The organism is Enterococcus sp. AZ080, from assembly GCF_051714945.1.
GTDB lineage: Bacteria > Bacillota > Bacilli > Lactobacillales > Enterococcaceae > Enterococcus_B > Enterococcus_B pernyi.
In genome coordinates, this window is sequence record NZ_JBIOSV010000001.1 from 522,926 (window position 1) to 537,908 (window position 14,983).

13 protein-coding genes are annotated in these 14,983 nt (G+C 37.4%); 10 read left to right on the plus strand and 3 right to left on the minus strand.

The genetic code is table 11. The annotated features are described in order from the left end of the window. Nucleotides 1-259: 259 nt before the first annotated feature. The 5 genes from IGK01_RS02445 (at nucleotide 260) to IGK01_RS02465 (ending at nucleotide 3,762) form a co-directional block, all read left to right on the plus strand. Nucleotides 260-544 carry a hypothetical protein gene (locus IGK01_RS02445; RefSeq protein ID WP_023519113.1) on the plus strand — a complete coding sequence of 95 codons (285 nt, stop codon included), beginning with the start codon at nucleotides 260-262 and terminating at the stop codon, nucleotides 542-544. A gap of 32 nt (nucleotides 545-576) precedes the next feature. Then, a complete protein-coding gene (locus IGK01_RS02450) occupies nucleotides 577-1,545 on the plus strand; it encodes a dimethylarginine dimethylaminohydrolase family protein (protein ID WP_023519114.1) in 969 nt (322 codons plus the stop codon). Between the two features lie 45 nt (nucleotides 1,546-1,590). Beyond that, nucleotides 1,591-2,352 (plus strand): tyrosine-protein phosphatase, encoded by a 762-nt coding sequence (locus IGK01_RS02455; protein WP_071866699.1) that lies wholly within the window; start codon nucleotides 1,591-1,593, stop codon nucleotides 2,350-2,352. A 587-nt stretch (nucleotides 2,353-2,939) separates the two neighbouring features. After that, a complete protein-coding gene (locus tag IGK01_RS02460; protein WP_438840476.1) occupies nucleotides 2,940-3,581 on the plus strand; it encodes a hypothetical protein in 642 nt (213 codons plus the stop codon). Beyond that, on the plus strand, nucleotides 3,550-3,762 hold the full coding sequence (locus IGK01_RS02465; RefSeq protein WP_034691316.1) for a BspA family leucine-rich repeat surface protein: 213 nt from the start codon (nucleotides 3,550-3,552) through the stop codon (nucleotides 3,760-3,762). The genes IGK01_RS02460 and IGK01_RS02465 overlap by 32 nt, the downstream gene beginning before the upstream one ends. A 145-nt stretch (nucleotides 3,763-3,907) precedes the next feature. Here IGK01_RS02465 and IGK01_RS02470 read toward each other — a convergent pair whose 3' ends face one another. The 3 genes from IGK01_RS02470 to IGK01_RS02480 all read right to left on the minus strand — a co-directional run bounded on the left by IGK01_RS02470 (nucleotide 3,908) and on the right by IGK01_RS02480 (nucleotide 6,866). Continuing rightward, nucleotides 3,908-5,110 (minus strand): NADH:flavin oxidoreductase/NADH oxidase family protein, encoded by a 1,203-nt coding sequence (locus IGK01_RS02470; protein WP_153830437.1) that lies wholly within the window; start codon nucleotides 5,108-5,110, stop codon nucleotides 3,908-3,910. A gap of 12 nt (nucleotides 5,111-5,122) precedes the next feature. Then, complete coding sequence (locus IGK01_RS02475) at nucleotides 5,123-6,493, minus strand: aldehyde dehydrogenase family protein (protein ID WP_010736299.1); 1,371 nt, start codon at nucleotides 6,491-6,493, stop codon at nucleotides 5,123-5,125. A gap of 76 nt (nucleotides 6,494-6,569) precedes the next feature. Beyond that, nucleotides 6,570-6,866, minus strand: a complete 297-nt coding sequence (locus tag IGK01_RS02480) for an ArsR/SmtB family transcription factor (protein ID WP_010736298.1) — start codon at nucleotides 6,864-6,866, stop codon at nucleotides 6,570-6,572. A gap of 200 nt (nucleotides 6,867-7,066) precedes the next feature. On the opposite strand from IGK01_RS02480, the gene IGK01_RS02485 reads away from it, so the two are divergent. The 5 genes from IGK01_RS02485 to IGK01_RS02505 all read left to right on the plus strand — a co-directional run bounded on the left by IGK01_RS02485 (nucleotide 7,067) and on the right by IGK01_RS02505 (nucleotide 14,631). Then, nucleotides 7,067-8,545: a helix-turn-helix domain-containing protein gene (locus IGK01_RS02485; RefSeq protein ID WP_153830438.1), complete on the plus strand. Its 1,479-nt coding sequence runs from the start codon at nucleotides 7,067-7,069 to the stop codon at nucleotides 8,543-8,545. A gap of 249 nt (nucleotides 8,546-8,794) precedes the next feature. Then, the gene (locus IGK01_RS02490) at nucleotides 8,795-9,148 is read left to right on the plus strand and encodes an LPXTG cell wall anchor domain-containing protein (RefSeq protein WP_010736296.1); all 354 of its coding nucleotides are present in this window, start codon (nucleotides 8,795-8,797) and stop codon (nucleotides 9,146-9,148) included. Nucleotides 9,149-9,166: 18 nt separating this feature from the next. Beyond that, the gene (locus IGK01_RS02495; protein WP_010736295.1) at nucleotides 9,167-9,979 is read left to right on the plus strand and encodes a WxL domain-containing protein; all 813 of its coding nucleotides are present in this window, start codon (nucleotides 9,167-9,169) and stop codon (nucleotides 9,977-9,979) included. Nucleotides 9,980-10,108: 129 nt separating this feature from the next. Next, entirely contained in the window at nucleotides 10,109-11,176 is a 1,068-nt protein-coding gene (locus IGK01_RS02500; RefSeq protein WP_023519121.1) for a DUF916 and DUF3324 domain-containing protein, read from the plus strand. Between the two features lie 5 nt (nucleotides 11,177-11,181). Next, nucleotides 11,182-14,631: a WxL domain-containing protein gene (locus IGK01_RS02505; protein WP_438840477.1), complete on the plus strand. Its 3,450-nt coding sequence runs from the start codon at nucleotides 11,182-11,184 to the stop codon at nucleotides 14,629-14,631. Nucleotides 14,632-14,983 lie beyond the last annotated feature (352 nt).

Sequence of the window (14,983 nt, forward strand, 5' to 3'; positions counted from 1 at the left end):
CCAATCGACTGGATGTGGGCTATTTAGTGAGAGATTTTGTAGGTTATGAGTCCAAAACCAACGATTATGATCGGTTTGATCTAGACGAAGTCAACTCATGTTATAGTAAAAAAAGTTGCTTCTGGCAGATAGTGGAGGTTGGGGAGCAGAGGTAACAGAATAGAACGCTCTTTTAACCAAATAATTAAAAAATATCCTAAGAAAAAGAGAAAGGGTGTTATTGTTAGCCGATAACCGCTAGGATAGAAGGAGAGAAATAGTGAGAAAAATCAAAAATATCCAAATCATTCGATTGATCAAAATCATCCAGTTCGGTCTTTATTTTATGTCATTGTTTTTGTTTGCAAAATCCAGATATAAAGTGGCACTCTTGCCTTTATCAGGTGGGATGATATTAGAAGTACAACTCCCTAGAGAGTTTGGTTGGGGATTTGTAAAAAATAAGAAAAATGTCTTTCTTTCTTCGAAAAAAACATGGGTCGAACCAATGATTGCTTTGATTGTTTTAATATTTTTGGTTGGTTTCGCATGTTATTTCCTGTAAAGATTCGAACAAATCGAGGAGGAGCAGAAACGATGGATCATATTTTTGTGAAAAGCGAGTTTGCACCGCTAAAACGGGTCGTTTTAGCACAGTCTGAATTTGGCTTTCCTACGAAAAAATTAACCGGTGTCGATTTCTTGACAGAAGAAAACCATGAATTATTTAGTGGGCCTGAAGTGATAGGCAAAGACTTTAGTGAAGCTTTCCCAGAACAACAAAAAGCTTGGGAAGTCGAACGGAAGAATTTACAAAAAGTACTAGAAAAACATGAGGTAGAAGTCCTTTTACCAAGAAAGTTGACCTCTTTTGAAAAAAAACTAGGGCTAGAGTATGGCTACAGTAACTTTTTCACCCGAGATCCCTTTTTTACGATCGGGGATCTATTGATTGAAGGCTCATTGAAGCTCCCACACCGCAGAAATGAGATTCTACCGATTCGTGAGCTACTCATGAATGAATCGAATGAGAATGACTGCTTGTATTTTTCTATTCCTAAGCCGGATATTTCGCAAGGTATCGATTCAGACCAAGGGCCTTTCTTAGAAGGTGGAGATGTTTTAGTATTAGGAAAAACGATTTTTGCAGGTAACTCAGGGTTAGCATCCAATACTCGTGGTATTGAATGGTTAAGAAATCTAGTCAAACGATTCGGCTACAAAGTGATCGAAGTGCCACTTCATCCGACGATCCTGCATTTAGACTGCGCATTAAGCCTTGTCAAAGATGGATTGATGATCGTGTGTGAAGAAGCGTTCCTAAATGGTATCCCAGAACAGTTAAGCCATTGGGATCGGGTAGAGGTGTCTTTAGCACAAGCCTCTCGATTGGCGACGAACGGACTGCCGATCAACGAGACAACGTATATCACAGATCCAGAATTTACTTTTATTGGTGAAGAATTAGAGAAACGAGGAATCACAGTCGAGTATATTGACTATAAATTGACAAGGATCTTTGGTGGTTCTTTCAGATGCAGTACGCAACCGCTTCTGAGGAACTAAGTGGAAACGATCCTAAAATATAGGAAAAGGAAGGTCATTGCAGAAATGGTAAAAATCACAAATTTTCGCGATATCGGTGGCATCAAAAATAGAAATGGCAAAGAAGTTTTAACAAATGTTTTCTTGCGTTCAGGTGAACTATCTAGTTTGACAGAAGAAGATGCTAGACATTTAGAAACCACCTATCGTTTAAGTAAAATCGTTGATTTACGCGGCGAAGATGAAATTCAGGCTCGACCAGATAAAACGGTTCCACAGACGAAATATATCCATATCGACATCATGAAAGATGTGGCAGACGAAGGCGCTGGGCTGGAAGATTTTGTGAAAATCGGCTCACCTGAAAAAGCTACGAACTATATGACAAAAATATATGAAGATATCGCATTGAATCCGACTTCGCAGAAAGGGTATGCTCGTTTCTTCCAAGAAGTACTTACTTTGGATCAAGAGGAAAGTCTTTTATTCCATTGTTTTGCTGGGAAAGATCGAACGGGGATCGCAGCCTTACTAATATTAGAGTCATTAGACGTTCCTCGCAAGGCAATCTATGTCGATTATTTACGTACGAATGAACTACGTAAAAAAGAAAATGCGTTGATTTTGGCGCAAGCAAAAAAAGTCCACTTGACTGAGGGGAATCTAGCTGCTTTAGATGTTGCGTTGAATGTGGACAGTAGTTACTTGGACCGTTTTTATCAAGTGGTAGAAAAGGAATACGGGTCGATCCAAACTTATTTGAAACAAGCACTGGCTATCGATCAATTAAGTTTACAGGCAATGAATAATCAATTTCTTAAAGGTTGAGTTGCTATTTTTCATTACTTCAAAAATTTAAACATTGATTTTTCAAAAAAATTGTAAGAAACCAACCATTTATAATCAACTGTATCGATAGACTTGCTGATCTAAGAAATTAGGTCAGTTTTTTTTGTCTTCCAATAATCCAAGGAACAGTTGAAAAGGGATTCGGTTTATTTTGAGGAATAAATATCTTTTTTTAGGGGAATTGGAGTGGATCTCAGGTTGTGCATCACATTGTCTTAATGGTTATAAAGATGTGTTTTTTTAGTATAATGTAATTTTTGCTTTTAGTTCATTCTAAGTAAGGGTTTGAGCTGTTTTTATCTTTTCTTTCAAACGTTATTTTATTTTTACTTAATCATTCTTTTATATCAGGGAAATAGGCGTGAGTACAGTAATTTTTCTGAATTAGAAAAAAATAATAAATGGATTAAGATTAAATGAGGTGATATATTATTGAAAAAGAGAGAGCTTTTTTATTAATAGCTGAGAGATTAGATACATGATTAAGATATATTGTTTATTTGAGTAGGCTATAAGCTATTAATGACAAATTCTTTCACTTATATAGAGTTAGGGTGGGTGGCTACATGAAAAAGAAAGGTTTGTGGAAAAAACAACTTTTGATTTTCAATGTTGTGATGATGATGATGCTTTTGCCAGTTGGGCAAGTAATTGCGATTCACGTAGAATCGGAGGAATCACCAGAAGCACATAGCAATGACGAATTGGTTTTAAAAGACGATGTGTTCCATTTTAATAATATTCCGCAAGAAAACGGGATAGAAGAGTTTTCTCAATTTGAAGAAATTGAAAATGATAGGCTCTATGAGGGAGCGGAGATAAGTACTGAACTTATAGAAGCGCCTGAGTGGACTATTGAGCAAAGCGATGTAGAAGCGTTTGTTAATGAGACTGAAGGGTTTGATCCTGCAGTCGTTGAATCTGGTCAATTAGGAACGATTCCATGGACAGTCGATGCTTCTGGGACACTGACTCTAAGTTCTGGCATCTTCGATGAGGAAAATAATGTTGGTGGTCGATATGGAGCGACGGATTATTTTAATCATACGTCCGCGAATCAAGAAATGATCAACGGCATCGTTATCACGGGGAGGATCGAATTACGGGGAAGTTTGATTGGAACAAGAAATAGTGTCTTATCGAATGCTGAGCAGGGGGAACATAACCAAGGATTTTTTGAAAAATTTACGAAATGTCCAAACAATTGAAGGAATGGAGTATTTAGATACGAGTCAAGTAACAAATATGGAACGTATGTTTACCCAGATGCGCAATTTAAGAGAAATAGATGTGAGTCATTTTGATACAAGAAATGTAACGAATATGAACAGTCTGTTTTATCGAATCTCATCGGTTTGCTCTTTCATGTTATCTGGTCAAAAAGAATAGCTGAAAAATATCATCTTCTTATTGATCAGATAATCCGTTTAGGAGGTAACTAACAAGTTTTTCTGTGTTGCATCAAAAAAAGATCCGTTCGACTAAGAAACAGAAAGTCGAACGGATTTTCTTTTTATTGATTGACTAGCAACCATCATCTGCGTCTTGGTTTTAGAATGTTTAGACCATGTCTAAACATTGCATCAAGAAGCGGTGACCAAGCGTTGGTTGTAAATTTAGCTTCTTTACCAGTCGCTAAGCGATTCATTTGTTGTTCATAATAAGAAAGACTAATAATGCTCCCAGCTTTTTTGTCGAGATTTTTCAGATGTGTCGTTAGACGTGGTAACTGAATGGATTGAGCATGTCCTTCTGCTAGTTGATTTGGCAACTCTGGATTCATTGCTAGTGCTCGTGCTAGTCCAACCATCGCAATTTTTTCTTTAGTGATTACTTCTTCCATTGTTTCTGGTTGTGTCAGTCCACCAGTTAGAATGATTGGGGTTGTCACTTGCTGTTGGATATCTTTAGCAAAATCAAGGAAAAATGCCCCTTCCCCAACCTCCATGAATTTTGTTTTTTCGTAATTACCACCAGAAATCTCAACAAAATCGATCCCTAGTTCCGCCATTCTTAAAATAACTTGACGCGAGTCTTCTTCACTAAACCCTTGAGCAGTAAAATCTGTGGAATTAAGTTTTAAACCAACAATAAATTCAGGTGTAGTGGCTTCTCTTAGCCCTTGGTAGATCTCAAGAAGGAAACGCATCCGATTTTCCAAAGAACCACCGTATTGGTCGGTTCGCTGATTATCTGCTGGAGAAAGAAATTGGTTGATGAGATAGCCGTGTGCACCATGGATCTGTACCCCAGAAAAACCAGATTCTTCCGCTATTTTACCAACTGTGACAAATTGTTCCACCAGTGTTTTGATCTCTTTAGTAGTTAGTTCTCTTGGAGGATTAAAAAATCCTTGAAGTTCTTCACCTATCGGTTGAGCAGTAGGGGCAACCGGTTGTGAGTTCATTGTTTTGGGTGACTGTTTGCCGGGATGATTGATTTGTAAAATAAATTTTGTATGGTTTTCTGTTCCAGCTTTGGCCCAGGCTTTTAAAATTGATTTATCTGTATTTTCATCTATAACAACATTTCCAGGTTCACCTAAATGATCACGATCGACCATGACATTTCCTGAAATTAAAAGTCCACTACCGCCTTGAGCCCAACGGTGATAAAGATGAATATGTTTTTCAGTTGGGTTATTTTCTTTGTCGGCAAGTGTTTCACTCATTGCAGATTTGACGATTCGATTTTTTAAGATTGTTTGATTTGGTAAAGTGATTTTTGATAATAGCATTGAATTCTCCTTTTATTTCAGTATTTTTTTTAAAAGTTTCAACGATCGATTTGAATAAGGTGGGAATAATCCAGGAACATTGAAGGTTAAACGATTTTCATAGACTCCTTTTTGATGAGAAAAGGTAAGAAAACTATATTTTCCGTGATAGCCACCGATACCAGATTCTCCTACACCACCGAAAGGTAAATGAGGATTGGCAATATGTTTCAGAACATCATTGACCGTCACATTTCCTGATGAAATAGCGGTCATGAGCTGTTCTTTTTTCCGATTCGATGTTGTAAATAGATATAGTGCTAAAGGTTTTTCATACTGTTTAACTTGAGAAATCGCATCATCGATGGTATCAAAAGTCAAGGTTGGTAAGATCGGCCCAAAGATTTCTTCTTGCATGGTTGCGGCATCATGACTAGGTAAATCCAAAATTGTGGGTTCAATATATAAATCTTCCCGATCTGTTTCACCGCCAAATACGACAAAGGAGTGGTCAGCTTCTAACATCTGTTGCAATCGGATAAAATGGCGATCATTGATGATCCTGCCATAGTCTGTGTTATTTCGGATATCAGAACCATAAAATTCTTTCGTGGCAATAATCATTTCTTTGATCAATGCGTTTTTTCGTTTACGGGACACTAAAACATAATCTGGCGCAATACAAGTTTGTCCGTTGTTCTGCAATTTTCCCCAAACGATGCGCTTTGCTGCCACTTTTAAATTAGCAGTATCATCGACGATCGCGGGACTCTTGCCACCTAATTCTAAAGTGACGGGTGTCAAATTCTTTGCGGCAGCTTGCATTACGATTTTTCCTACTGGGACACTGCCAGTAAAGAAGATATAATCGAATCTTTGTGCGAGTAATTCAGTCGTTACGTCCACACCGCCTTCGACCGAGGCAATGTATGTTTTGTCAAAAGTTGAATGAATCAATTTTGTCAGAACTTTAGCCACATTTGGTGCTAATTCGCTTGGCTTTAAAATCACCGTATTCCCTGCCGCAATTGCCCCAATCAGTGGTTCAATAGCTAAATGAAATGGGTAATTGAAAGGAGCAATGATCAACACTTGTCCATAAGGTTCATACTCAAGATAACTTTTCCCCCACATATAAATCGGTGTATGAACATTTTTTCGCTTAGCGTATTTCTTTAATTTTTTGATCATCTCAGAAATACTTTGATAGACAACACCAATTTCAGTGACATATGCTTCGTGTGCTGGTTTTCGCAAATCTTTGAATAATGCTTGTGTCAATTCAATCTCTATTTCTTGCATCGCCTGTTTCAGTTTGATTAATTGGGCTAATCGAAAGTCGATTGATTTTGTTTTTCCTGTTTCAAAAAAATGTTGTTGATTCTGTAAAAGTTGGTTGATCATGCGTTTTCTCCTTTTAATATATTTATATGTTCGAACTTATGAACCTATTTATTTAAAAAGAAAGGCCGAAGCCTTTTTATATTTTTTCTAATAGTTGCATAAATCCTTTCAAATTACGTTTGATACAAGCAACATCTAAATAATAGATCCGCTCTTTGCCACGTTTTTCGACATACACAATCCCTGCTTGTAAAAGCAATTTTAAATGATGAGAAATAGCGGGGCGAGAAATAGACATTTCTTCTGTGATTTCTGTCACACTTAAACCACCTTTTTCTACTAGCAAACTGACGATTTCTTGACGATTTTCTTCTTGTAATGTCGTAAATAGGGGCGTGGAATCGCGTAATAACGCTAAAAATGTTTCTCGCATAGTGACCTCCTTCAATTTGTTAAAGTGAGTATAGCACGATATGTTTAAACTTGTCAACGCGTTATGGAAAGCCATCATAAGTATGTTATTTTTTAGTTTATTCACTTATTTATTATTAGTATTTTCACATATTTTTTGATATACATGTTTACAATCTATTTTTTTTAGAATAGATATAAAAAGCAAAAGAGGTGTGAAAAATGCGAGAGTTACAGTTAAAATTTATTACAAATACGATTACAGAAAGGTGGATGCGGATTTTAAATGTGATCGAACAACAGAATATGTTTACGATTGTCGGATTGTCACAACAACTTGGTGTTTCTAAGCGTACGATCCTAAAAGATGTCAGTGAACTGAAAAATTACTTTGAAGAGAGTGCGATTTTTGAGTCAAATACCACTGGCTATTTTTTTAAAGAAAAAAATCGACGACTGTATCATGAAGACAAAGAAGCATTGTTACAATCGGAGATTTGGTTTGAAATTATCAGTGACATTTTTTATGGAGAGCTAGTATCTGTCGGAGAATTAGCTGATCGCTATAATTATTCAGAAAGTACGATGCTACGATCAGTCGCTCAAATCAAAGAGGTTTTAAAAGAATATCAGCTTTCACTTAGCTTAAAACCAGTGGACCTTGTGGGAAAAGAAGGAAATATCCGCAAGTTTTTTTTTGATTTTTTTTATGAAGGAGAACCAACACCGTATACGGTCTATCCCCCGGAAAGAATCCACCAAATGTTTTTGGATAAGTTAGGTGAGCGTCTTGGTAAGTATGAGATAGGTACAGGGATCATGGTCACAGGATTTTATTACTGTTTGTATATCACGATGATCAGAAACAAGAATGGGCATATCATCTCTTTACCTCGTAGGATAAAAGAGATCGATTTTAGCAATGAGACAGATTTTTTATTGATGTCCGAATTGATTCCACTGATCAAAAAGGAGTATGGTATTTCGATCCATCAAGATGAAATCATTTGGCTTTTTTTGATCATAATTAGCAAACGAACAATTGATCATATCGAGCAAGAGACTGTCTTTTTGGAGAAGTATAATCAGTGGCCTGAAATAGATCCAGTGATTGAATCTTACTTCCAATTATTCAACATCGACCGTAAGACTAATCCTATATTATCCACCTTTCTTTCTGCCTTTTTTCTGGGGAGGAAAATCAATAATGAAATGGCACCAATACTGAATAAATTATTAAATGAAGAAATTATTATCATCAAAGGTCTCTATGGTTTAGCCTATGAGAAAAATCGACAATTTATTCAAAAAAATCAACCATTGCTGTCTTTCTCAGAGAAATATTTAGAAGATATCATAGCAAGTTTAACGATGTATACAGAAATCTTGTTCTCTTATTATTCACCTAAGAAAACAGTGTTGTTTCTTTTGGAAGGTAATCATTTACTCGTTCAGTTGATCAAAGTCCAAGCCAATCAACTGTTGTCGAAGCAGCATCATGTGCTGTTTGTTCCGTTACATGAATTGACAGAAGAACGTTTGAACGTTGAGCATGTTGATTTGATCGTAACGAATTATCGTCCTTATTTATTGGATTACCAGTTGAACAAGGACTATTTGTTGATCAATCGAGTCCCTAATAGAAATGATTGGGTCAACATTTTTACTCAGTTGAATCCTTTACTCAATAGTATGCTGTAAGAAGCAAAAAACGACGTTAATCGATGAAGTAACTAAAGAGATTAACTGATCTCCGCGGTTCTTCATCGATTTTTTGTTGTGCAACTAAAGGAGCGAATCTATCAAAGTCACATAGTGAAAGTGGGAACAAGCCACTTCACTAGTTAGTGAAAAATATGAATTTCTTTTCTTTTTGAGCTACGTTAATCTTATTTATGCAGAAAGTAATGATAATTACTATTATGTAAGAAAGGTTATAGGAGGAGGGAAATGAATCGTAAAAAAAAATACATACTAAGCCTGAGTATGTTACTTATTCAATGTTATGCACCCTTGGTTGTATACGGGACAGAGGTTCGATCGGTTGAAACAGAGGGGACAGTCGGTTTTACAGGCATGTATGAAATGCCTGGAGATCCAGTACCAGCTCCAGAAGTTGAAATCAAACCAGATTTCCCGAAAGAAATCGCTCAACAACCGTCAGAGGAGAGAGATGCCAGTCACAGAAGATTGCCAAAAACGAATGCACAACAAATGAGTAGTTGGATAATTTTAGGGGTTTTTCTTGTGATAGTGACACTTAGTTTTTGGTTTTGGAAATACAAAAAGAAAAAACAATCATAGAAAGTAGGACGTGTATAAATGAAATTAGTTAGATTAGCAACAATTGCAGCCTTATCATCAACAGTTTTTGCCGGAGGTATGACTGTATTTGCAGAAGATGGTTCCACAAACACATCAAAAGAAGTACGTAATGTAACAACTAATGGAACGATTGAATTTACACCAAATGAAGATGAAGAGCTAGTCGTTGTTCCGCCAGTAAAAGAACCAGATGTCGAGATTGAGCCTGAAGTGCCAGGAACAACTGGACCTTTATCGATCATGAAAGCTGTCACAATGGATTTCGGTTCACAAGTCATTTCAAATCAAGATCGAACATACAATATGGTTGCAGAAAAACAACAAAAAAAGGGGACAACTGGTGAAGAAAACAAAGTTCCGTATGTCAGTTTTGCGCAAGTACAAGATGTCCGTGGAACGAATGCTGGTTGGAATCTGCAAGTACGCATGACCGACTTTAAAGCAACGAATACAACAAATGATACATTGCTCGGTGCAGAAATTTCATTGTTGGATCCAAGAATCCAGTATGAAGGAAGCACGCCTGGTAATGCGCCAGTAGCTCATCCAGCTGGAATGAAATTAATACCAAATGCTTCTGCGGTATCCGTGATGACAGCAGAAAAAGATAAAGGTGCAGGGGTATCTTCAGTTGTTTGGGGAAACCAAGCAGACCTAGATGCACAAGAGGTGAACGATGAAGTTGAAGTAGTAACAAATAATGCGATCCAATTGTTTGTTCCTGGTTCTACAGCAAAAGACGCGACACAATATAAATCAACATTGACTTGGGAATTATCCAATACACCTGATGTTAGTGGTGTAAATTAACAAGAAAAAAAATATGAGTAACATAACGAATCATAATCATTAAAAAGCAACCGATTTTTGTTTATAGAAGTGAATGTGGTAGCGTTACAATTTTGTAGCGCTACCTCCTTTAAAGAAAGGGGTAAGTTTATGAAAAAGACAAGTACATATCGAAAAAATAAAATCCAACAAGTGGGGATCGTATTACTCGTCATGATTGTCAGCCTGATGGCTCCCATGTTGGTTGGAGCGGAAGAAGGAACGTTGAATTTTTATGTAACGCCTGAGTTCTCAGAAAATCAAAAATCAGGAAATGATCGTTATTTTCAATTGAATCTTGCACCAGACACGACAGAAAAGCTAACGTTGAAACTACAAAACGCAAACGCAGAAGCCAAAAAAATCAAAATCACCCCACATACTGCTTATACCAACGTGATGGGGGTCGTAGAATACGGACAAGATGCGGAAGAAGCAGATCCAACGCTCAAACATTCGTTGGCTGAGTTGATTGAACAACCAGAAATCATTGAGCTTGCTGGAAATGAAACAAAGACCGTTACGCTTGATTTGAACATGCCTAAAGAAGAATTTGAAGGATTGTTAGCTGGTGGATTACGAGTGTCAGAAGTCAAAGAAGAAGCAACAGAAGAAACGAGTAATGAAGAAGGTGTCGCCATCCAAAATGATTTTGCGTATATCATCGGTGTGGTTGTGAGCAACAAACAAGATGCTGTACAACCGGACTTAGAGTTGTTAGATGTTTTTGCTGACCAACTCAACTATCGCAATGTGATCAGTGCGAATCTACAAAACTTCACCCCGACATTCGTGAATCGCTTAGAAGTCGAAGCTACGGTTCAAAAAGTGGGCGAAGAAGAGATTTTATACCAAGCCAGTCAAGAACAGATGCAAATGGCACCCAATTCCAATTTTAATTTCCCGATTTCTTTAGAAGGTGATCGTTTTCGCAGTGGTGACTACGTATTGAAAATGACGGCACGTTCTGGGGAAGACGAATGGCAATGGGAAAGAACCTTTACGATCGAAGCAGATGAAGCACGAGCATTGAATCGTGCGGATGTTATGGTCGATACGAGTATTAATTGGTGGATGATTGGTTCAATCATGTTACTTGTTTTATTGCTTGGAATAATTCTTTACCTAATCCATAAAAGAAAAAAAGAGCAACCGAATAAGAGTAATGAGAAGGAGTGAATACAATGCCCTCAAGATTAAGAAGAACGATGATTTTTTTAGGGACGACAATTTTAGTGATACAAACAGTAACTATACCGATAGGCATGGTCTACGCAGAAACCACGATGGACAATGTGGAACATGAGCCAATGGAACGTCCTGCTATCCAAAACTCCTTAAAAGAACTATCCAGTAATCCTAACTTTTTCTTTTCTCAATCTCAATTGCAAGGAACGATAAAAGTTCCGCTACAAGTGACGTTCTTTTCTGATCAAGAAGTGTCAGAGGCACGAGTGATCTTACCAGAAGAAGCAACGCTTATCCAAGACCAATTGTCGGCAGGGATTTCAATCGAACAAGGAGAGCAGCCTCATGAATGGATCGTTCACTCAAAACATGCGCAAAATACGTTTGTTCTTCCTTTGGTATTTGACAAGATAGGAAACTATGAACTGTCTGTGGAAGAAACGACGACTCAGCTAAAAATCAGTGAGCCAGAAGCAATCAGTGATGAACTTCCAGCTGAAGAAAGTGACTCCCCTGATGATGAGCTAGGCGGACAAAAGGAATCAAAAGAGGGAGAATATATAATAGAAGAAAATCAAGAGGATGATCAGACATCCGAAGAAGTAGATGAGCCTAAGGAAGAAGCTCCGCAGGATCAACAAACAAAGGAGAAAGAGCCTTTCGTAAGTGTTTCTACATGGGAAGAATTTCAAAAAGCCATAAGTAACGATGATGTACAAAAAATTATTTTGGAAAACGACATAGTCAGAAACGCTGGATCGGCAGGAACGATCAACAGAAATATCGAAATTGACGGACAAGGATGGTCGATAGATTTTGCTAATAATACTGCTGGATTCACACTTGGATCAGTGAGCGTAGAGACGACAATTACTTTAAAAAATATAACAATAACAAAACCAGGAACTACAGCAATTTTTACAGGTACAGCAGCCAACAGTCAAAGATGGACATTAAATTTTGAAAATGTTCATACGGGAAGTGGGAATGTATCTGGTTTAGTTAATGCACCGAATGCAAAGGCAGGATATATAGGTGGCGAAAATACTTATAGGTCGACTATGAATGGGCGTGATGATGCTGTCTTCCGAGTCAATAAATTTTTTGCTCGAAATGGAAGTAAAGTAAGTATGGACCTGCAAGCAAAGTTAGCACAAATTTCAGGCGTATTACCGGTAGTTCAAATTACGGATGAAGACACTACAGTTTCTATTAATACAACTTCAACAAGCTCGGGTAGAAACGGAGGGGTTATTAGATTTGATTCAAATGAATCGCTTATTGAGGTTAACAATGGAGCATCTTTGAAAATAGAAGCCCCTCAAACTAGTGCGCTTCTTTATGATACTGCTACGAATTCAAGAATTTTGGTAGACAATGGCTCTAAAATGGAACTTTACTCTTCTCGTCTTGATGGAAATGATGCAACAGTTAGATTTTATGGGGCTGCAAGCCGAGGTTCTCGATTTGATATAGATAATAATAGTACTGTTATTATTGAGGCTGAAGAAGGAGCTGCTCCGGCAGTAAGATTTCGTGCGGATGGTCAATTCTTTGTAAAAGGAAATAGTAAATTACAAATGTACAATGGTGGAAACGGATCACCTAATAATTCGGCGAATCAAGGTATAGAATTTGCTAATGATGGTGGAGTTTTTGATTTGAGTGGCGTGGGAACAGAAGTAAATATTGTCTCTGATTTTGGACCTGCTATTGGTGGAAACAGTTCGATGGAAATCAATGTTAGGGAAGGGACTAGTTTTACAGCAATTGGAAGATCGAGCACTGCATCAGGTGCAATATTTAATGGTTCAATTAGTAATATAACTATTGATAATCCACTTTTTTTTGATTTTAAAAATACACGTCCAAACGGAGGCAATATATATAGTGTATCGGCATCCTCTATATTTGATTTGAAAAATTCTAATTTTGCAGCATGGACTAATGGTTCTAATTTTGATCTTGAAGCAGAAAAGTATTGGAATATGATTGATTTTGAATTAACGGGAAGCAATTTTAATACTATTAGACAGACTAGCGATCCGGAATCATTTAATACAAGTACTTTTGGACCAGCTGGAATGACTGCATATAGTAGAATTAGTGCAAATAACGCACGTGCTGTTGTAGATGAATTAAGAGTTCCTACCAATGCAGATAAGTCTATTTTTGGTCATGTAAGTATTCCGGAAGGGAGTGACTATAGATCAGCGTTTGAAGGCGAGGTAGAACTAGAGATAGAAATTGAACGACTTACTGGAGAAAAAGAAACACATAGAGCAGTTACTAAAGTAGATAGTATCTATGGTGAAGCAGATAGAGAGGGAATATTTGAAGTAAAATTACCGGAACTTTTAAATGAGGGAGATCGGATTAGCGTTCTATCTGCTTTTCGCGGTGTTGGTGAAGTTGGAGTTCCCAGTTTGCCGGACGATATCAAAATAGATAGTGTTGTCGTCTTTCCAATTATCCCACCAAAACCAGCGGAGTTCCCTGTGAATATCATCGGAAAAACAGCAACACATGTTCAGGGATATGTTGAAAACAAAGAGGTTGAAATAACCGCAACTCATAATGGACAAATCTTTGACACTTCTGATGTAACGGTAGACGACGAGGGTAACTTTATCCTGAATTTATCTGACTTAACTTTAAAAGAAGACGATGAGATTCAGGTCTTTCTAAGAGATGCGGAAGGCTCGGCAGAAGCCGCAGGTGTGATCAATCCGCCAGAAACAAATAACGCACGTGGAAATATTAACCCAGCCGCTGACTTAACATTTCACGATGTAACTTTTGAACCGGCTACGACATTAATCGTTGAGGATGTAGGACCTTTCTCACCGGTAGATCCTTTGGATCCAGAATTAGAAGTGGAACCTGAAAATAAACCAGAATTGCCAGAAGATCAAGGGCAACTAAGCATTGACTTTATTTCGTCCTTCAATTTTGGCTCACAAGCTATTTCTGTTCATGAACAAACCTATTATGCCCAACCTCAACGATTGTTGAATGAAGATGGGACAGTGAAAGAGAACGAAGAGCGACCAAATTATGTTCAAATCAGTGATCGTCGACCGGACAATGAGCGAAGTGGTTGGCAATTATCGGTTACCCAGAATGGACAATTCAGTAATCAAAATGGTCATGAATTGATTGGTTCTGAGATCCAGTTACTCAATCAAGAACTAGTGACAGCTCAAGGCGGAACAGCGCCTGCGCTAAAAGAAGAAACTGGCCAAAAAATCATACCAAATACTAAAAGAATCTTATTACAAGCAGATGAAAAATCTGGAACAGGAACCTGGATCTATCGTTTTGGTAATGCAGAGACAGCTGATAAAAGTGTTGGTTTGTATGTACCGAAAGGAACGAATCCAGAAGCCAAAGAATATTCAACGACACTTACTTGGGAATTGAGTAGTGTTCCAGAAAATCAATAAAAAAAAGAGTTGTGATAGCCAGATACAGCTCCAAAAAATAAGTCAGAAACCGCTAAGATTTTCGGGATTTCTGGCTTATTTTTGCTAACATCCTTTTTTTAATTACATTTACTCAGTTTTAGGGAGTATGAGATGATGAATATTATCTCACTTCTTTCATTTTCTTAAAACTGAGGGAAAAAAGTATTTTTCTATTAGTTGAAAACTTTCTGTAAAAAAGTGCGAAGAAAACGAGAGATTTCTTTACACTAGAGTAACTATAACGTATATAATCTATATAAGGTGTGTTGTCACCATTAACGTTGATTGGCACAGAAAAAAGAAGCAACAAAAAAACGAAGCGAGCGAATAT